Source organism: Aeromicrobium jepli, assembly GCF_047246605.1.
Classification (GTDB): Bacteria; Actinomycetota; Actinomycetes; order Propionibacteriales; family Nocardioidaceae; genus Aeromicrobium.
In genome coordinates, this window is record NZ_JBFOKO010000002.1 from 379,503 (window position 1) to 398,168 (window position 18,666).

Genomic DNA, 18,666 nt, shown 5'->3' on the forward strand with positions numbered 1-18,666 from the left:
GTCACTCCTCCCCGTGGCCCGCGGCCACGACTCCGTCGACCTCGCCCAGCGGCAGCAGCCGTCCGTCGCGGCAGCGCGCCGCCGCCGCGATCACCACCCGGTCGCCGTCGGCCAGGAAGCCCCGCTCGCCCGTGCCGTCGAGCGCCACCGGGCGCGTGCCGTTCCACGTGAGCTCCAGCAGCGACCCCCACTGGTCCGGCTCGGGCCCGCTGACCGTGCCCGAGGCGAACAGGTCGCCCGGGCGCAGCGAGGCGCCGTTCACCGTGAGGTGCGCGAGCATCTGCGCGGGCGTCCAGCCCATCGACGCGAACGGCGGGCGCGACACGACCGTGCCGTTGACCTCGACCGTCAGCTCGAGGTCGAGGCCGTAGCCCGCCGGCCGCAGGTAGTCCTGGAGCTCGGCGTGCGGCTCCGGCGGCTCGGTGCGCGCCTCCTCCAGCGCGGCCAGCGACACGATCCACGGCGACACGGAGGTCGCGAAGGACTTGCCCAGGAACGGCCCGAGCGGCACGTACTCCCAGGACTGGATGTCGCGTGCCGACCAGTCGTTGACGACGCAGACGCCGAACACGTGGTCCTCGAACGCCTCGGCGCCCACCGGCTCGCCCAGCGCCGAGCCCGCACCGACGACGAAGCCGACCTCGGCCTCGATGTCGAGCCGGGCGCTCGGGCCGAACACGACCCCGTCTGGCGTGCGGCGCTGGCCGGACGGGCGGCGGATCGGCGTGCCGGAGACGACGACGGTCCCGGCGCGGCCGTGGTAGCCGATCGGCAGGTGGTCCCAGTTCGGGGTCAGCGGCTCGCCGTCGGGACGGAAGATGCGGCCCACGTTCGTGGCGTGGTGGCGCGATGCGTAGAAGTCGACGTAGTCCGCGACGGAGAACGGCAGGTGGAGCGTCACCTCGTCCTGCGGGAGGGTCGCGGCGGACGACTCGTGGTCCAGCAGGGCGGCGCGCACCTCGGTCCAGGCGCGCGGACCCGCCGCGAGGAACGCGTCGAGCGTGCCCGCGGCGAACAGGCCGGCATGACCGGGCACGACCTCCTCGGCCTGCGCCGTGAGGTCGAGGACGCCGGTGCCCACGCCGACGCCGACACGACGGCCGTCGAGGCCGGGTGCCGTGAAGCTGCAGAACGGGAGCGTGCCCGGGGCGAAGTCCGTCATGGCAGCAGCCCCAGCGCGCGCAGGCCGGCCAGCGGCTCGTCGATGCTGCACGTCCCGACGGAGCGGAACAGCCGACGCGACTCCCTGAGCGACGCGAGGTCCAGCCCATCGGCGTCCGCCCGGAGCACGGGAGCGGGATCCTGGCCTCGCTGCGTCGCGACGACGGCGGCCATGACGTTGACGAAGCCGTGTGCCCCCTCGTGCGCGACCGCGGCGTGCAGGCCGGCGGTCAGCTTGAACGGCTGGTCGTGGCGGACGCAGTGCGAGATCGCGTCACCCAGCTCGTCGGCGCTCGGGACGTGTGCGCCGCCGCAGCGCAGCTTCAGCAGGGCCCCCGGCGGCACCGTGAAGCCGGTCCCCCACGGCATCTCGACGGCCACGGGCACCGTGACGTCCGGCGGCGCCTCGACCGGCCCTCGCACCTCGACGGAAACGACGCGCACGGGCGACCCGGTGAGCGAGTCCAGCGCCGGGCCGATCTCGCCGGCGGCGCCGACCAGCGAGACGTCGAGCGCCGCCCCCGTCCCCACGAGCGCGGGCAGCCGGGCCACGTCGCACACGAACGGCCCCACGTAGGCGCCCTCGGGCGCGGCCGCGCGGGCGACGTGCTGCTTCACGGCGACGTCCACGGGGGCGTCGCCGGGCGGGAAGACGGCGGCGTCGTCGAACAGGCGCGAGAAGGGCGACGTCATCCGCGGCTCCAAGACCGGTGGTAGACGCCGTCGTCGACCGCGCGGCCGCCCTCGCCGAGCTCGAGCGGCCGGAACGTGTCCACCATGACGGCGAGCTCGTCGAAGGACTCAGCACCGAGGCTCGCCTCGATCGCCGACGGCTGCGGGCCGTGCGAGTGGCCGCCGGGGTGCACCGAGATCGAGCCCTTCCCGATGCCCGAGCCCTTGCGCGCCTCGTAGTCGCCGTCGACGTAGAACATGATCTCGTCGGAGTCGACGTTGGAGTGGTAGTACGGCACGGGGATCGCCAGCGGGTGGTAGTCGACCTTCCGCGGGACGAAGTTGCAGATCACGAAGTTGGTGCCCTCGAAGACCTGGTGCACCGGCGGCGGCTGGTGGACACGGCCCGTGATCGGCTCGAAGTCGGACACGTTGAACGCGTACGGGTAGAGGCAGCCGTCCCAGCCGACGACGTCGAACGGGTGCCGCGGCACGACGTGCACCGTCCCCGTGAGCCCGCCGGGGCCGGTGCCGCGGTGCTTGACGTAGACCTCGACGTCGCTGCCGTCGCGCACCTCGGGCTCGCCGGGACCGCGCAGGTCGCGCTCGCAGTACGGCGCGTGCTCGAGCAGCTGGCCGAAGCGCGAGAGGTACCGCTTCGGCGGCCCGATGTGGCTGTTCGCCTCGATGCAGTACGCCCGCACCGGACCGTCGGGGACCCACCGGTGCGTCGTCGCGCGCGGCACGACGAGGTAGTCGCCGGGGCCGAACGGCAGGTGGCCGAAGACGGTCTCCAGGACTCCGCTGCCGCTCTCGACGAACACGCACTCGTCGCCGGTGGCGTTCCGGTAGAGCGGCGACTCGTGCTCCCCCACGACGTACGAGATGCGCACGTCCGCGTTCCCCAGGACGAGTCGGCGTCCGCGCACGAGATCGCGGTCGGCGTCGTCGAAGAGGTCGTGCAGTCGCAGGTGGCGCGGCAGCAGCGGCTCGTTCGGGACGGTCGCCTGGTCCGGCAGCTCCCACGTGCGCGCCTCGACGATCGCCGAGGGCACGCCGACGTGGTAGAGCAGCGACGAGTCCGAGCTGAAGCCCTCCTCGCCCATCAGCTCCTCGCGGTAGAGGGAGCCGTCGGGCGCCCGGTGCTGGGTGTGACGCTTCGGCGGGACGTGCCCCGCGCGCCGGTAGTGGGCCATGTCGTCTCCTGGAAGTCCCCGCCCCTAGAAGTTCCCGCGCTTCGCCTGCTCGCGCTCGATCGCCTCGAACAGGGCCTGGAAGTTGCCCTTGCCGAAGCCCAGCGAGCCGTGCCGCTCGATGAGCTCGAAGAAGACGGTCGGGCGGTCGCCGATCGGCTTCGTGAAGATCTGCAGCAGGTAGCCGTCCTCGTCGCGGTCGACCAGGATCCCGCGCTTCTGCAGCTCCTCAATCGGGACGCGGACCTCGCCGATCCGCTCGCGCAGCTGCGGGTCCGTGTAATAGGAGTCCGGCGTGTTGAGGAACTCGATGCCGGCGTCGCGCAGCCAGTCGACCGTCGCGAGGATGTCGTTCGTGGCGAGCGCCAGGTGCTGCGCGCCCGGGCCGCCGTAGAACTCCAGGTACTCGTCGATCTGCGACTTCTTCTTGCCGATGGCCGGCTCGTTGAGCGGGAACTTCACGCGGTGGTTGCCGCTCGCGACGACCTTGCTCATGAGCGCGCTGTACTCGGTGGCGATGTCGTCGCCGACGAACTCGGCCATGTTCGTGAACCCCATGACGCGGTGGTAGAACTCCACCCACTCGTCCATGCGGCCCAGCTCGACGTTGCCGACGACGTGGTCGAGGGCCTGGAAGATGCGCCGCGGCGCGCCCTCGGGCCGCTTGATCGTGGAGGTCCGCTCGACGAAGCCGGGCAGGTACGGGCCCGAGTAGCGGCTGCGGTCGACGAGGGTGTGGCGGGTGTCGCCGTACGCCGCGATGGAGGCCAGGCGCACCGTGCCGTACTCGTCGCTGACGTCGTGGGGCTCCTCGAGGATCGTCGCGCCGACCGACCGCGCGTGACTGATGCACGTGTCGACGTCCGGGACCTCGAGCGCGATGTCGACGATGCCGTCGCCGTGACGGCGGTGGTGGTCCATGACCGGGCTGTCCGGGTCGACGCCGCCGCGCAGCACGAACCGCACCGCACCGCTGGCGAGGACGTAGGCATGGTGGTCGCGGTTGCCGGTCTCGGGACCGGAGTACGCCACGAGGTCCATCGCGTAGGCCGACATGAAGAAGTGCGCCGACTGCGTCGCGTTGCCCACGTCCCAGACGATGGCGTCCCAGCCGGTGACCGGGAACGGGTCCCGCGTCGCGTCGTGCTCGACGAGGCCGACGAGCTGCTGGAGCTGTTCGAGATCGAGGTGGGCGAGGCGTTCGGCGTCCGTGAGGTCGAGGGTCATGTGATCCAGAACACACTTGTCCCGACAGGACGACAACCGGCCCACCTCGAGGTGGACAGACGGGACATTCACGCCAGTTCCGGGGTTCCGGAACTGGGCAGAGTGACTAGGCTGGGGCAATGGTGGACCGTCTGGACGTCGCCCTCATCGAGGCGATGCACACCCATCCGCGCGTCGGCGACCTCGAGCTCTCGCGGACCCTGGGGGTCGCGCGGGCGACCGTCCAGGCCCGACTGCGCAAGCTGCAGGACTCCGGCGTCATCACCGGCTACGCGCCCGACATCGACCTCGCCGCCGCCGGGCACCCCGTCCAGGCGTTCGTGACGCTGCAGATCGTGCAGGGCTCGATCGCCGACGTGACAGCGGAGCTGGAGTCGCTGCCGAACGTGCTCGAGGCGTTCATCACCAGCGGTGACGCCGACATCGTGTGCCGGGTCGCGGCCACGTCGCACGAGGACCTCAAGGACACGCTGCTGCACATCAGCCGGTCGGGCTCGGTCGCGCGCACCAGCAGCGTCATCGTGCTCTCCGAGCTCGTGCCCATGCGGGTCCTGCCCATGCTGCGCAAGGGCGCCGCCGACCCGCCCGGCCGCTCGCCGGCGTTCCGCTGAGACTCTCATCGAGCGCTCATCGCCCGGCGCGGCCCGACCGGGAGAATGGGCCCATGCGCACCCGCCCGATCGTCGTCGCCGGCCTGCTCGGCGTCGTCATGCTCGCGCTCGGTGCGCTGCTGGTGGCGCGCCTGCTGCCGGCCGAGGGCAGCGACGACCCCGTCGAGCCGGTGATCCTCACCCCGGCGGGCGCCGTGTCCCCCTCGGGCGACCCGTCCCCCACCCCGGCCACGAGCGCCCCCACCACCGAGCCCACGGCACGTCCCCCCGCGAGCGAGGCGCCCGAGCCCGTCCGGCCCAGCCCGCGCCCCGTCGACGACGACGACGATGACGACGACCCGGACGAGCCCGACGACCCGGACGACAGGAGCGACGATGACGACTGAGCGTGCGTCCCGGCCGGACGGACGCCGGTGAGGCGGCCCTGGGGCCCCGTCTCGGTCCGTCAGCGGCTGATCACCGCGATCGCCCTGCTCGTGGGCGTGGCCCTGCTCGCGGCCGGCCTGACGATGTGGGTCGTCGAGTCGCGTCGCATCGACCAGGGCATCGACGCCGCGATCGCCCAGGAGTTCGCCGAGTTCCGCGCCTCGACGCGCGCCGAGGCGACCGCCGGCGCCGACGACCGGCTCCTGGCGTTCCTGGGCCGCAACCTGCCCGAGGAGGGCGAGGTCGTGTGGATGTTCCCCACGACCGGCGGCCCCCGGTACATCGGCAACGAGGACCGGGACCTGCTCGACTCCCCCGCGTTCACCCGCCTCGTGGAGGACCTACGGGACGAGGGCGGCCTGCGCGACTTCTCCGCCGGCGACGACTACCGCGTGGGCGTGCTGCCCGTCCGTCAGGGCGACCGGACCGCGGCGCTCGTCGTGTCGCGCAACCGCACGCTCGCACAGGAGCCGCTCACGGACCTGCTGACCACGTATGCGCTCGTCGGGGCGCTCTCGCTCCTCGTCGTCGCGGCCGCGTCGGCGTGGCTCGCGGGGCGCCTGCTCAGCCCGATCACGCGGCTGCGCGACACGGCGCGCGAGATCGGCGCTCGGTCGCTCGACGAGCGGCTCGAGGTCACCGGCAACGACGACCTCACCGACCTGCAGGTCACGTTCAACGAGATGCTCGACCGGCTGGAGGCGGCGTTCACCGCTCAGCGCAAGATGCTCGACGACGCCGGGCACGAGCTGCGCACGCCGCTGACGGTCGTGCGCGGGCACCTCGAGGTCATGGACCGCGACGACCCCGCCGACGTCGAGGCGACCCGGGCGCTGCTGCTCGACGAGATCGACCGCATGTCCCGCCTCGTCGACGAGCTGCTCATGCTGGCGAAGGCGCGCCGGCCCGACTTCGTCCAGCGCGGGCCCGTCGACCTCGAGGCCCTCGGCGAGGGCGTCGTCGCCCGCTGCCGTGCCCTCGCGGACCGGGACTGGCGCACCGACCTGACGGCGCACGGCACCGCCGACCTCGACGGCCAGCGCGTCACGCAGGCGCTGCTGCAGCTCGCGGACAACGCCGTGCGCCACACCGGCCCGGGCGACGCCATCACGATCGGCTCGCGGTCCTCGGCGACGGAGGTCGAGCTGTGGGTCGCCGACTCCGGCCCCGGCGTCGACCCCGCCGTGCGCGACCGGATCTTCGAGCGGTTCACCTCGACCGGCGCGCACGACGGCTTCGGGCTGGGCCTGTCGATCGTGAGCGCGATCGCCGTCGCGCACGGCGGCACCGCGACCCTCGACGACACCCCCGCCGGCGCGGGGGCCGTCTTCCGGCTGCGACTGCCGATCGGCGAGGATCGCTGACATGAGCCGGATCCTGGTCGTCGAGGACGAGGAGCGCATCGCCTCGTTCATCGCCAAGGGCCTGCGCGCCGAGGGCTTCACGCCCACGGTCGTCGGCGACGGCGTCACGGGCTTCGACTACGCGATGAGCGGCGAGTTCGACCTCGTCGTGCTGGACATCGGCCTGCCCGGCATGGACGGCTACCGGGTGCTCGAGCGGCTGCGCGAGGAGCGCTCGCCGCTGCCCGTCATCGTCCTGACCGCACGCGACTCCGTCACGGACACCGTCGCCGCGCTCGAGGGCGGCGCCGCCGACTACATGAGCAAGCCGTTCCGCTTCGCCGAGCTCGTCGCCCGCGTGCGGCTGCGGCTGCGCACCACGAGCGAGACGCTCGTCAGCGACGACCTCACCAGCGGCGACGTCCGGCTCGACCTCCGCAGCCGCCGGGCCTACGTGGGCGACCGCGAGGTCGAGCTGTCCGCGCGCGAGTTCGCCCTCGCCGAGGTCCTCATCCGCCACCGCGGGCAGGCGCTCTCGCGCGAGCAGCTGCTCTCGCACGTGTGGGGCTACGACTTCGACCCCGGCTCCAACGTCGTGGACGTGTACGTCGGCTACCTGCGCAGGAAGCTGCGCGCATCGCTCATCACGACGGTCCGCGGCGTCGGCTACCGCGTCGAGTAGCCCCGGCTCCCGGTGATCGAGTGCCGGCGAGCGTAGCGAGACGGTGGAATCAAGATCGCATCAGTGCTTGCCGCATTGGGCCCAATGCGATAGACTCGGAAACAACAGTTTGGTGGATCGGGGGATTCGTGAACGTCATCGGTGGGCTTCAGTCAGGACAGCGGTTCCTGGCTGACGCGCGCCGTCGAGACCTCACGCTCCTCTCCCCCGCCGATCTCGCTTCGGAGACGGCCGCCGTGCAGGCGCTCGAGCGGGAGGCCGCCGCGTTGAAGATGGCGCTGCTGGCCGAGGCGAACCGTCAGCAGGCGCACAAGACAACCGATGCGGTCGACATGACCGGGTTCGTCGCGCGCGAGGCGGGCGTCACTCGTCGCGAGGCCGCGCAACAGGTCCGGCTCGCCGAGCGAATCGAGGCCGCGCCTCGGGTGAAGGACGCGTTGGCGAAGCCCGGCATGAGCACGGCGAAGGCGGCCATCGTGACGGGTGCGTTGGCGGACCTGCCGGCGGATCTGACGCGTGAGCAGCGCGACCGGGTCGAGGCCGACCTGACCGAGGCGGCTCAGGCGATGTCGGCTGAGCAGCTCCGGCGGAAGTCCCGCCGGGCGATTGAGATCGTGGACGTGGCCCGGGCGGACCGGATCGAGAACGACCGCCTGACCCGGGACGAGAATGCCCAGCGGAGACTGAGTGAGTTCTGGATCGGCCGTCCCGACGACGAGACCGGCCTGGTCCCCTTCGGCGGGAAGACCGACCAGCTCACGGCGGACGTGCTGCGCGCGGTGATCGAGTCGAAGACCGCACCGCGCAAGCAGAGCGAGTCGCAGGGCTCGTTCACGCCCGTCGAGACGGCCGGTGAGGCGTTCGCCGAGGTCGTGCGGCACCTGCCCCGCGAGGCCTACGGCAACCACGGTGGCGTGGCCGCCACCCTCGTCGTGACGGTCGACGAAAAGACCCTGCGCGGTCAGACCGACCGGGCGGGCGTCACGGAGTTCGGCACCCCGGTCAGTGCAGGCGAACTGCGGAAACTCGCGTGCGACGCGGCGATCCTGCCGATGGTGATGAACGGCAAGTCCCAGCCACTCGACATCGGTCGAGCACAGCGACTCCACACCGAAGCCCAACGCTTGGCCCTCGCCCAACGTGACGGCGGGTGCGCCTATCCCGGGTGCGACCGACCACCGGGATGGTGCGAAGCCCACCACGCGATCCCTTGGTCAGAAGGCGGACCGACCAACACAGACACCGGAGTGCTGCTGTGCGCCCACCACCATCGCTACGTGCACAACGTCGGCATCCCCATCCGGTTCACCGAGGGCATCCCCGAGTTCAAGATCCGCGGCGAATGGCAACAGAACCGGCGCTACCGCCCCCTGCCCATCTCGGCGTGATCTCGATACACCAGTCTCGCTAGCGCTCGCCCAACCCGGTGGTTGAGTAGCTCGCGACGAAGGAGCGGCGTATCGAAACCACCGCCCTCAGGCGTGATCTCGATACACCGGTCTCGCTGGCGCCCGCCCGGCACTCGATCACCGAGGGGGGGCGAACCCGGTGGTTGAGTAGCTGGCGAGGAACGAGCCGCGTATCGAAACCACCACTCTCAAGCGTGATCTCGATACACCGGTCTCGCTGGCGCTCGCCCGGCACTCGATCACCGGGTCGCCGCGGCGGCTCAGCGGCGCAGGCTGAAGCCCGAGAGCCGCGGGGTGGGCAGGGCCGCGATGAGTGGCTCGACGCGCTCGACCAGCTCGATCGTCGTCGGGCGTGCGGCGGGGTCCGCGCTGAGGCAGTCCATCACGAGGTCGCGCACGGGGACGGGCACGAAGTCGGGCATGGGCGCGGGCGGGGTGGTCAGCTGGGGCCAGCGGTCGTCGTCGCGCGTGCGCCACGCCCGGTGGCCCACGGCCGCGCGGTAGAGCGTCGCGCCGATCGCCCACACGTCCGCGGCCGGGCCGATGGGGCCGCGCGCGACCGGGTCGCACTGCTCGGGCGGCATGTACTGGTCGGTGCCGACCGGCTGGTCGAGGCCCGCGGCGGTGTCGAGGTCGAGCGCGAGGCTCAGGTCGATGAGCTTCGCCGGCGCGCCCATGACGACGTTGCTCGGCTTCACGTCCAGGTGCACGAGGCCCCGCCGGTGCAGGTGGTGGACGCTGCCGGCCAGCTCGAGCGCGAGCGGCAGCAGCTGGTGCAGCTGGACCGGCCCGTCGCGGCCGATCTGCGCCGACAGGGTCGGGCCGTCGACGTGCTCCATGACGAAGTAGGGGCGCTCGGCCTCGTCGTCGTAGTCGTAGATCCGCACGATCGACGGGTGCGCGAGGCTCGACAGCACCTCGATCTCACGCAGGGTCCCGGCGACCGCGTCGGCGTCGCCCACCAGCTCGGGGCGCAGCACCTTGACCACGACGGGTGCGAGGCGGTCCTCGTCGTACGCGAGCCACACCTCGTGGTGCAGGCCGCCGCCGAGCTCGCGCAGGCCGAGCAGCCCCGGCGGCAGGTCCGCCGGGGCCGGGCGCGTGGACGCCGCCGGGAGCATCAGCGCGCGGTGTTCGCCGACGGGCGCGAGGCGGCCGTCTGGGCGGACTTGCGCGTCGGGGCGCTCTGGCGGCTGGACTTCGAGGCCGTGGACGCCCTGGACGCCCTCGACTGGCGGGAGGCGACCGTGTTGGCGGTCGGGCCGTCGTCGTCGGACGTGGCCGTGGACCCGGCGGCGGCGGTCGTCACGACCGTGCTCCGGGTCGGGTCGTCCGGGTCGGGGTCGGGCGTGGGATCGGTGTCGTCGACCGTGGTCACGATGCCGGTCGTCGAGTCCTCGCGCTTGGCCGGATCGGTGGGATCGTCCACGGCGGCCTGCGCGGCGACGACGCCGCCCGTGGTGAGGGCCAGGGTGCCCGCCAGCGCGACCATGCCGGCGCGGATGCTCTTCTTCATGTGTCCTCCTGGGTCGGTGTTGGTCCCACTCTCGGCCGACGCCGTGAGGTGCTCGTGAGACCCGCATGAGAGGACTCTCATGAACGCGCCGGCCGCCGTCGCCGTGTGCGCACCACGGATGTCGGTCGCACACGGCAGACTGACCCCGACATGACCTTCCACCTGCACCGCGCCGAGCGCACGGACGTGCTGGCCGACGGCCTGGCCGACCTGCTCGCGCAGCCGACGGACGACCCGTTCGCCACCGAGCTGGTCGTCGTCGCGGCCCTCGGCACCGAGCGGTGGCTCTCCCAGCGACTCAGTCACCGCCTGGGCGCGGCTCCCGGGCGGACGGACGGCGTCACGGCGGGCGTGCGGTTCGCCCGCCCCCACTCGATCGCGGCCGAGCTGCTGGGCACCGACGACCAGGATCCGTGGCGGCCGGACGCGCTGACCTGGCGCGTGCTCGAGGTCCTCGAGGGCTCGTTGGACCAGCCGTGGCTCGCCACCGTCGCGCGGCATCTCGGCCAGCACCTCGGCGGCGAAGAGCGCGAGCTGCGCCGCGACCGGCGGCTCGGCGTCGCCCGGCACACCGCCGACCTGCTCCACGCGTACGCGCGCCAGCGTCCTGCGATGACCGCCGCGTGGACGGCCGGCCGAGACGAGGACGGCACGGGCGCGCCGCTGGCCGACGACCTGCGGTGGCAGGCCGAGCTGTGGCGCCGCGTGCACGCGGTGATCGACGCGCCCGCGCCCGACGAGCGCATCGCCGCCGCCATCGCGCTGCTCGAGGACGACCCCGCCGCGGCGGACCTCCCGGGCCGGGTGAGCCTCTTCGGCCACAACCGGCTGCCGTGGGGCGAGCTGCGCGTGCTGGCCGCGCTGGCCCGGCACCGCGACGTGCACCTGTGGCTGCCGCACCCCTCCCCCGTCGCGTGGGACCGGCTCGCCGGGCTCACGGGCGTGGTGGCGCGCGAGGAGGACGACTCGGCCGACCTCGTCGGCAGTCCCCTGCTGGCCGCGCTGGGACGCGACGTCCGCGAGCTCCAGCGCTCGCTCGCCGAGGTCGCCCCGGACGCCACCGTGCATCCGGCCGCCCCGGTGCCACGCCCGGCCACGCTGCTCGGCCGGCTGCAGGCCGACGTCGCCGCCGACGCCGTCGGCGAGGGCGGTCCGCCGCCGGCCGCGGACGACCGGTCGCTGCAGGTCCACGCGTGCCACGGCAAGGCGCGCCAGGTCGACGTCCTGCGCGACGTCGTGGTCGGGCTGCTGCAGGACGACCCGTCGCTCGAGCCGCGCGACATCCTCGTCATGGTGCCCGACATCGAGGCGTACGCGCCGCTGTTCCACGCCGCCTTCGGGCAGGCCGAGGTGCTGGGCGAGTCCTCGCACCACCCCGGGCACCAGCTGCGCGTCATGCTGGCCGACCGCGCCGCCTCGCGCACCAACCCGCTGCTCGGGCTGATAGTCGCGATCCTCGAGCTCGCCCGGCGCGGCCGCGCGACGAACGCCGAGGTGCTCGACCTGCTCGACAGCGCGCCCGTGCGCGAGCGCTTCGGCCTCGACGACGACGCCGTCGAGCGCATCGGCGCGTGGGTCGAGGCCAGTGGGGTGCGCTGGGGCTTCGACGCCGAGCACCGCCGCCGCTTCGGCCTGCCGCTCGCGCAGAACACGTGGCGCGCCGGACTGGACCGGCTCGTCACGGGCCTCGCCGCCACCGAGGACCCCACGCGACCCGTCGCCGACGTCCTGCCGCTCGACGACGTGCCCAGCGGCGACGTCGACCTCGTCGGCCGGCTCGTCACGTTCGTCGACGCGCTGGAGCGCGCGGTCGCCACGTGCGGCACGGGCGCCACGATGGCCGGCTGGTCGCGGCGCTTCGACGACATGCTGACCGAGCTGACCGACGTCGCCCCGCGCGATGCGTGGCAGCGTCACCAGGTCGACCGCGAGCTCGAGCGGCTCGACGACGACACGACGGTGCTGCGGCCGGGCGAGGTCCTCTCGCTCGTGCGCGACCGCTGGTCCGGGCGCCCGTCGCGGGCCAGCTTCCGCACCGGCAGCCTCACCGTCTGCACGATGGTGCCGATGCGCTCGGTGCCGCACCGGGTCGTGTGCCTCGTGGGCCTCGACGACGGCACCTTCCCGCGCACCGCCCACGTGGACGGTGACGACGCCCTCGCCCGACGCCCGCTCACGGGCGAGCGCGACCCGCGCGCCGAGGACCGCCAGCTGCTGCTCGACGCGGTCATGTCGGCCACCGAGCACCTCGTCATCACGTACACCGGCGCCGACGAGCACCGGGGCCAGCCGCTGCCGCCCGCGGTCCCGCTCGGCGAGCTGCTCGACCAGGTCCGCCGCACCGCCGGCGACGTCGACGTCGTCACGCACCACCCGCTGCAGCCGTTCGACCCGCGCAACCTGCGCCCCGGCGCCATCGTCGGCGACGGCCGGCCCTTCAGCTTCGACCCGGCCGCGCTCGCCGGGGCCCGCGCGAGCCTGCGGCCGCGCCTCGAGCCCGCCCCGTTCCTGGCCGCCGACCTCCCGCGGGAGGAGCCGCGCGACGTGCGCCTCGACGAGCTCGTCCAGTTCGTGCAGAACCCCGTCAAGGCGTTCTGGCGCCAGCGCCTCGACGTCGCGCTGCCCGGGGACGAGGACCTGCTCGACGAGGACCTGCCGATCACGCTCGACGGCCTCGAGCGCTGGAAGATCGGCCAGCGGCTGCTCGACGCCGCCGTCCGCGGCGTCCCCGCCGACGACGCCTGGGCCGCCGTCTGGCGCTCCGGCATGCTGCCGCCGGGCCGCCTCGGCGCCGCGCTGGGATCGGACGTGGGCACGCGCGTGGCGACACTCGTGGCCGGGACCGAGGCGCTGCGGGCCGGTGAGGCGACGTCGGTCGACGTCGACGTGGCGCTGCCCGACGGCCGCCGGCTGACCGGCACGATCGACGGCGTCCACGAGAACCGCGTCGTCACCGTGTCCTACTCCACCGTCCACGCGCGGCACCGGCTGCGCGACTGGGTGCGCCTGCTCGCGCTCGTCGCCCAGCGTCCCGAGGACGAGTGGATCGCGCACACGGCGGGCAAGATCGGCCGCGGCACCGCCCAGCTCGTGACCCGCGCACCGGCCGACCGGCGCGACGCGCCCGGCCTGCTCGCCGACCTCGTCGAGCTGCGCGACGCCGGCCTCGTCCGGCCGCTGCCGCTGCCCGTCGAGCTGGCGTTCCTCTACGCCTCCCAGCTGCGATCGCGCGGACCCCGCGCGGCCGAGCGCATCGCCGCCGCCGAGTGGCACCGCGAGCCGCGCCGATTCGGTCCCACGCCCGAGCGGGACACCGAGGAGGTCGTGCGCGTGTGGGGCCGCAAGGCGCGCTTCGCCGACCTCGTCGACGCCGGGTTCACGCGCTGGGCGCCGCGGCTGTGGGACGGCGCCCTCGACCACCAGCAGGAGGCGGCCCTGTGACCGACCCGGACCTGCCCGGATTCGACATCACCGACCCGCTGCCCACCGGGACCACGCTGCTCGAGGCCAGCGCCGGCACCGGCAAGACGTGGACGATCGGCGCGCTCGTGACCCGCTACGTCGCCGAGGGCGTCGTGACCCTGCCCGAGCTGCTCGTCATCACGTTCGGGCGCGCCGCCAGCCGCGAGATGCGCGAGCGCGTGCGCGACCAGCTCGTCGCCGCCGAGGCCGCGCTCACGGCGCCCGACGCGCACCGCTCGGGCTCCGACCCGCTCCTGCGCCTGCTGACCGACGCGCCCGACGCCGAGGTCGCGCTGCGCCGCGCCCGGCTGCGGACGGCGCTGGCCGACTTCGACGGCGCCACGATCGCCACGACCCACCAGTTCTGCCAGACCGTCCTGCGCAGCCTCGGCACGGCCGGCGACTCCGACGGCTCGGCCGAGCTGACCGACGACCTCACGGCGATCGTCGACCAGGTCGTCGACGACCTCTACGTCGCGAAGTACGCGCGCGAGGACGATCCCGCGCTCACGCACGACCAGGCCCGCGAGCTCGCCCACGCCGTCGTCGCCGACCCCCATGCGGCGCTCGTGCCGACCGACGCCGACCCCGAGTCGCCCGCGGGCGTCCGCGTGCGGTTCGCGCAGGTCGTGCGCCGGCGCCTCGACCAGCGCAAGCGCGAGCTCGGCCTGCTCGACTACGACGACCTGCTCAAGCGCCTCGAGACCGTGCTGGAGCAGCCCGACTCCCCCGCGTGCGCGCTCATGCGCCGTCGCTGGAAGGTCGTCCTGGTCGACGAGTTCCAGGACACCGACCCGGTGCAGTGGAACATCCTCGACCGCGCGTTCCGCGGCGTCGCCACGCTGGTCCTGATCGGCGACCCCAAGCAGGCCATCTACGCGTTCCGCGGTGGCGACGTCTTCACGTACCTGCGGGCTGCCGCCACGGCCACCGAGCGCCGCACCCTCCCGGTCAACTGGCGCAGCGACGCCCCGCTCGTGGACGCGCTCGGCAAGACCTTCGCCGGCGCCCGCCTCGGCCACCGCGACATCGCCGTCCGGCCCGTCACCGCCCAGCACCGGGACAGCCGGCTCAGCGGACTGCCGCACCCGCACCCGTTCCGGCTGCGGGTCGTGACGCGCGATCCGGACCAGGACGTCCCCACCAAGGCGATGGCCGTCGGCCCGGTCCGCGAGCGGATCGCCGAGGACCTCGCCGCCGACGTCGCCGAGCTGCTCGCGTCCGGCGCCACCTACGACCCCGGCACCGGCCCGCGGCCCGTCGCGGCGGGCGACGTCGCGGTCCTCGTGGCCACCGGCACCGAGGCCGACCTCGTCCGGCGCACCTTCGCCCGCCGCGGCATCCCGGCGGTGCTCGGCGGCGGCAGCAACGTCCTCATCAGCGCCGCCGCCGACGACTGGCTCACGCTGCTGGAGGCGATGGAGTCCCCGCAGCGGTCCGGTCTCGTGCGTGCCGCCGCGCTGACCGACCTGCTGGGCCATGACGTCGCCGGGCTCGTCGCGGGCGGCGACCCGCTCACCGACGCCATCGCCACGCGCGTGCGCGACCTGGCCGACCTGCTGGCGGCGCGGGGCGTGGCCGCCGTCGTCGAGACGCTCACCGACGAGGCGTTCGCGGCCCGCATCCTCGCGCGGGCCGACGGGTACCGCCGCATGACCGACCTGCGCCACGTCGCGCACCTCATGCACGAGGTGGCCCTGCGCGAGCACCTGGGCCTGTCCGGGCTCGTCCAGTGGCTGCGCCGCCAGCGCACCGAGAGCGGCGAGTCCGCCGAGCTCACCCGCCGGCTCGACAGCGACGCCAAGGCCGTGCAGGTCCTCACGATCCACGCCAGCAAGGGCCTGGAGTTCCCGATCGTGCACCTGCCGTTCCTGTTCAACCGGTGGCGGCCCGACCGCGAGGAGCGGCCCCGCTTCCACGACGGCACCGGCGCGCGCATCCTCGACGTCGGCGGGCCCACGCATCCGGACTTCTCCGAGCACAGCCGGCTCGCGCAGTCCGAGGACGCCGGCGAGGTGCTGCGCCTGGCGTACGTCGCCATGACCCGCGCCAAGTCCCAGCTGGTCGCCTGGTGGGCGCCCACGCGCGACGCGTGCAACTCGGGCCTGCACCGGCTGCTGTTCCGCGGCGACCTCGGCACGGCGGACGTGCCCGAGCGCGCCTCGGTGCCCGACGACGCGACGGCGCGCGCGGTCCTGCTGCGCTGGCAGGAGGCGGGCGGTCCCGTCGTCGAGCCGGTCGGCGAGCGCACCGCCCAGCCGCCGGCCGCGCCCGAGCAGCCCGGCGACCTCGACGTCCGCCGGTTCGACCGCACGCTCGACACGGCCTGGCGCCGCACCTCGTACACGGGGCTCACCCGCGAGGACGACGCACCGCACGTCGGCACCGAGACCCCCGACGAGGCCACGACGGACGAGGTCGAGCTCGTGGTTCCGGACGCGCCCGTCGCCGACGCCCGCCCCTCCCCCATGACCGACCTGCCCAAGGGCGCCACGTTCGGCAGCCTCGTCCACGGCGTGCTCGAGGAGGTCGACCCCACCGCGCCCGACCTCGCGGCCGAGCTGCGCGAGCGGATCGGCGAGCAGCTGGCGCTGTGGCCCGTCGAGCTCGACGTGGAGACCGCGGTGCGCGCGTTCGAGGCCGTCCTGTCCACGCCGCTGGGCCCGCTCGCCGACGACCTCGACCTCGCCACACTGCTGGCCACGCCGCAGTGGAAGGAGCTCGACTTCGAGATCCCGCTGGGCGGCGGCGACCGTCCCGTGCCCACCGTGGCGCGGCTGGCCGACGTCGCCGACCTGCTCGACCGGCACCTCGCGGCCGACGACCCGATCCGGCCGTTCGCGGCCCGGCTGCGCTCCCCCGGCCTGGCCGACCAGTCCCTGCGCGGCTACCTGACCGGCTCCATCGACCTCGCGCTGCGGCTGCCGTCGGGACGGTTCCTCGTCGTCGACCACAAGACCAACTGGCTCGGCCCCGCCGACGAGCCGCTGACGGTCGCCGCGTACCGGCCCGACGCGCTCGCCGCCGCCATGAACTCGGGGACCTACCCGCTGCAGGCACTGCTCTACGCCGTCGTGCTGCACCGCGTCCTGCGCTGGCGCCTGCGCGGCTACGACCCCGAGCAGCACCTCGGCGGCGTGCTCTACCTGTACGTGCGCGGGCTGGCCGGCGCCGACGCGCCGCGGGTGGACGGCGTGCCGCACGGCGTGTTCTCGTGGCGGCCGCCCGCGTCCTTGGTGCTGGCGCTGTCCGACCTGCTCGACGGAGGTGCCCGATGACGCCGGCCACGATCGACGCGTTCGTCACCGCCGAGGTGCTCACCCGGGGCGACGCGCTCGTCACGGCGCGCCTCGGGGCGATCTGCGGAGAGTCCGACCCGGTCGCCCTGCTCGGCCTCGCGTTCGCCGTGCGGGCCGTCCGGCTGGGCTCCACGTGCTTCGACCCGGCCGACGATCCCGACATCCCCGGGCTCACCTGGCCCGAGCCGTCCGTGCTGCTGGACGCCGTCCGGCGCAGCCGACTCGGCCGCGTGCTCCTCGTCGAGCACGACCTGCTGTACCTCGACCGCTACCGCGAGCTCGAGGTGGCGCTGTGCGACGACCTCGCCGCGCGGGCGGCGCTCACGGTGCCCGCCCTCGACGAGTCGCTGCTGGCGGCCGACCTCGACCGCCTCTTCCCGGGGGCCGAGCACGCCGACCAGCGGGCGGCCGCCGAGCAGGCGGCGCGCGTCGGCACGATCGTGCTGACCGGCGGCCCGGGCACCGGCAAGACCACGACCGTCGCCGGCGTCCTGGCGATCCTGCAGGCGCAGTCCCTAGCCACGCGCGGCCGCTCGCTGCGCGTCGCCCTCACCGCGCCCACCGGCAAGGCCGCCGCGCGCATGCGCGAGGCGGTCGCCACCACCGCCGGCCGGCTGCCGCTGACCGGCGAGGAGCGCGACTGGCTCACGTCGCTGCCGTCGTCGACGATGCACCGCCTGCTGGGCTTCCGCCCCGACAACCGCACGCGGTTCCGCCACGACCGCACGCGGCGGCTGCCGCACGACGTCGTCGTGGTGGACGAGACCTCGATGGCCTCGCTGGAGAACGTCGCGCGGCTGCTGGAGGCGCTGCGCCCGGACACCCGGCTCATCCTGGTCGGCGACGCCGACCAGCTGGCCTCGGTCGAGGCCGGCGCCGTCCTGCACGACGTCGTCGCGGGCTGGTCCGAGCGGCACGTCGTCCGACTGACGCGCAGCCACCGGTTCGGCGCGGGCATCGGCCGCCTGGCCGCCGCCGTGCGCGACGGCGACGCGGACACCGCACTGCAGCTGCTCACGTCGGGCGAGCCGTCGATGAGCCTCGTCGATCCGGCCCGGGCCGGTGCGGTGCTCGAGTCCGCGATGCTGCCCGTCGCGCGCGACCTCGTCGCCGCGGGGCGCGCGGGCGACGCCGGCACCGCGCTCGCCCTGCTGGGCCGCCACCGGCTGCTGTGCGCGCACCGCGACGGCCCCTTCGGCGCCTCGACGTGGAACGACCGCGTGGTCGAGCGGCTGCGCGAGGACGTCGGCTGGGCCGAGTGGTTCCCCGGCCGTCCCGTCCTCGTCACCCGCAACGACGCGCCGCTGGGCGTCTTCAACGGCGACGCCGGCGTCGTGCTCGAGCGCGACGACCGCCCCGTCGTGGCGATCGACGGCAGCCCCGTGCGCGAGCTCGCCCCGTCCCGCCTGCCCGACGTCCAGACCGGCTACGCCATGACGATCCATCGCAGCCAGGGCAGCGAGTTCGGCCACGTCACCGTGCTCCTGCCCGGCGGGGACTCGCGCGCCATGACGCGTGAGCTGCTCTACACGGCGATCACGCGCGCGGTCGACGCGGTCACGGTGATCGGCACGCCCGAGGACATCCGGACGGCAGTCGGGCGGCGAGTCGCCCGATCCAGCGGGATCGTGGAGCGACTCGCCGCCCGTCAGGCAGCGCGCTGAG

The 18,666-nt window shown here is 74.1% G+C and carries 14 protein-coding genes; 8 read left to right on the forward strand and 6 right to left on the reverse strand.

All coding sequences use genetic code 11. The features are described 5' to 3' along the window. Nucleotide 1: 1 nt before the first annotated feature. From fahA to hppD, 4 genes are read right to left on the reverse strand one after another with little or no spacing between them, the layout of a single operon-like run. Nucleotides 2-1,162 (reverse strand): fumarylacetoacetase, encoded by a 1,161-nt coding sequence (gene fahA / locus AB3M81_RS05500; protein ID WP_412902896.1) that lies wholly within the window; start codon nucleotides 1,160-1,162, stop codon nucleotides 2-4. Beyond that, entirely contained in the window at nucleotides 1,159-1,854 is a 696-nt protein-coding gene (locus tag AB3M81_RS05505; RefSeq protein WP_412902897.1) for a hypothetical protein, read from the reverse strand. Before AB3M81_RS05505 ends, fahA begins: the two co-directional genes overlap by 4 nt. Beyond that, nucleotides 1,851-3,029 carry a homogentisate 1,2-dioxygenase gene (locus tag AB3M81_RS05510; RefSeq protein WP_412902898.1) on the reverse strand — a complete coding sequence of 393 codons (1,179 nt, stop codon included), beginning with the start codon at nucleotides 3,027-3,029 and terminating at the stop codon, nucleotides 1,851-1,853. Before AB3M81_RS05510 ends, AB3M81_RS05505 begins: the two co-directional genes overlap by 4 nt. A gap of 24 nt (nucleotides 3,030-3,053) precedes the next feature. Next, the gene (hppD, locus tag AB3M81_RS05515; protein WP_412902899.1) at nucleotides 3,054-4,253 is read right to left on the reverse strand and encodes a 4-hydroxyphenylpyruvate dioxygenase; all 1,200 of its coding nucleotides are present in this window, start codon (nucleotides 4,251-4,253) and stop codon (nucleotides 3,054-3,056) included. A 119-nt stretch (nucleotides 4,254-4,372) separates the two neighbouring features. Here hppD and AB3M81_RS05520 point away from each other — a divergent pair, with 119 nt between their 5' ends. The 5 genes from AB3M81_RS05520 to AB3M81_RS05540 are packed head-to-tail and all read left to right on the forward strand — an operon-like array spanning nucleotide 4,373 to nucleotide 8,703. Next, complete coding sequence (locus tag AB3M81_RS05520) at nucleotides 4,373-4,864, forward strand: Lrp/AsnC family transcriptional regulator (protein WP_412902900.1); 492 nt, start codon at nucleotides 4,373-4,375, stop codon at nucleotides 4,862-4,864. Between the two features lie 53 nt (nucleotides 4,865-4,917). Next, complete coding sequence (locus AB3M81_RS05525) at nucleotides 4,918-5,250, forward strand: hypothetical protein (RefSeq protein ID WP_412902901.1); 333 nt, start codon at nucleotides 4,918-4,920, stop codon at nucleotides 5,248-5,250. 27 nt (nucleotides 5,251-5,277) lie between these two features. After that, a complete protein-coding gene (locus AB3M81_RS05530) occupies nucleotides 5,278-6,654 on the forward strand; it encodes a sensor histidine kinase (protein WP_412902902.1) in 1,377 nt (458 codons plus the stop codon). 1 nt (nucleotide 6,655) lies between these two features. Continuing rightward, nucleotides 6,656-7,315, forward strand: a complete 660-nt coding sequence (locus AB3M81_RS05535) for a response regulator transcription factor (protein ID WP_412902903.1) — start codon at nucleotides 6,656-6,658, stop codon at nucleotides 7,313-7,315. A 20-nt stretch (nucleotides 7,316-7,335) separates the two neighbouring features. Further along, the gene (locus AB3M81_RS05540; RefSeq protein WP_412902904.1) at nucleotides 7,336-8,703 is read left to right on the forward strand and encodes an HNH endonuclease signature motif containing protein; all 1,368 of its coding nucleotides are present in this window, start codon (nucleotides 7,336-7,338) and stop codon (nucleotides 8,701-8,703) included. A 281-nt stretch (nucleotides 8,704-8,984) separates the two neighbouring features. On the opposite strand, the gene AB3M81_RS05545 is transcribed toward AB3M81_RS05540, so the two are convergent. Beyond that, nucleotides 8,985-9,845: a serine/threonine-protein kinase gene (locus AB3M81_RS05545; protein WP_412902905.1), complete on the reverse strand. Its 861-nt coding sequence runs from the start codon at nucleotides 9,843-9,845 to the stop codon at nucleotides 8,985-8,987. After that, nucleotides 9,845-10,240: a hypothetical protein gene (locus tag AB3M81_RS05550; protein WP_412902906.1), complete on the reverse strand. Its 396-nt coding sequence runs from the start codon at nucleotides 10,238-10,240 to the stop codon at nucleotides 9,845-9,847. Before AB3M81_RS05550 ends, AB3M81_RS05545 begins: the two co-directional genes overlap by 1 nt. Nucleotides 10,241-10,390: 150 nt before the next feature. Between AB3M81_RS05550 and recC the strand changes: the two genes are divergently transcribed. The 3 genes from recC to recD are packed head-to-tail and all read left to right on the forward strand — an operon-like array spanning nucleotide 10,391 to nucleotide 18,665. Continuing rightward, complete coding sequence (recC, locus tag AB3M81_RS05555; RefSeq protein ID WP_412902907.1) at nucleotides 10,391-13,681, forward strand: exodeoxyribonuclease V subunit gamma; 3,291 nt, start codon at nucleotides 10,391-10,393, stop codon at nucleotides 13,679-13,681. Further along, nucleotides 13,678-16,980 (forward strand): UvrD-helicase domain-containing protein, encoded by a 3,303-nt coding sequence (locus tag AB3M81_RS05560; protein WP_412902908.1) that lies wholly within the window; start codon nucleotides 13,678-13,680, stop codon nucleotides 16,978-16,980. The genes recC and AB3M81_RS05560 overlap by 4 nt, the downstream gene beginning before the upstream one ends. After that, nucleotides 16,977-18,665, forward strand: a complete 1,689-nt coding sequence (gene recD / locus AB3M81_RS05565) for an exodeoxyribonuclease V subunit alpha (RefSeq protein ID WP_412902909.1) — start codon at nucleotides 16,977-16,979, stop codon at nucleotides 18,663-18,665. Before AB3M81_RS05560 ends, recD begins: the two co-directional genes overlap by 4 nt. The last annotated feature ends 1 nt before the right edge of the window (nucleotide 18,666 follow it).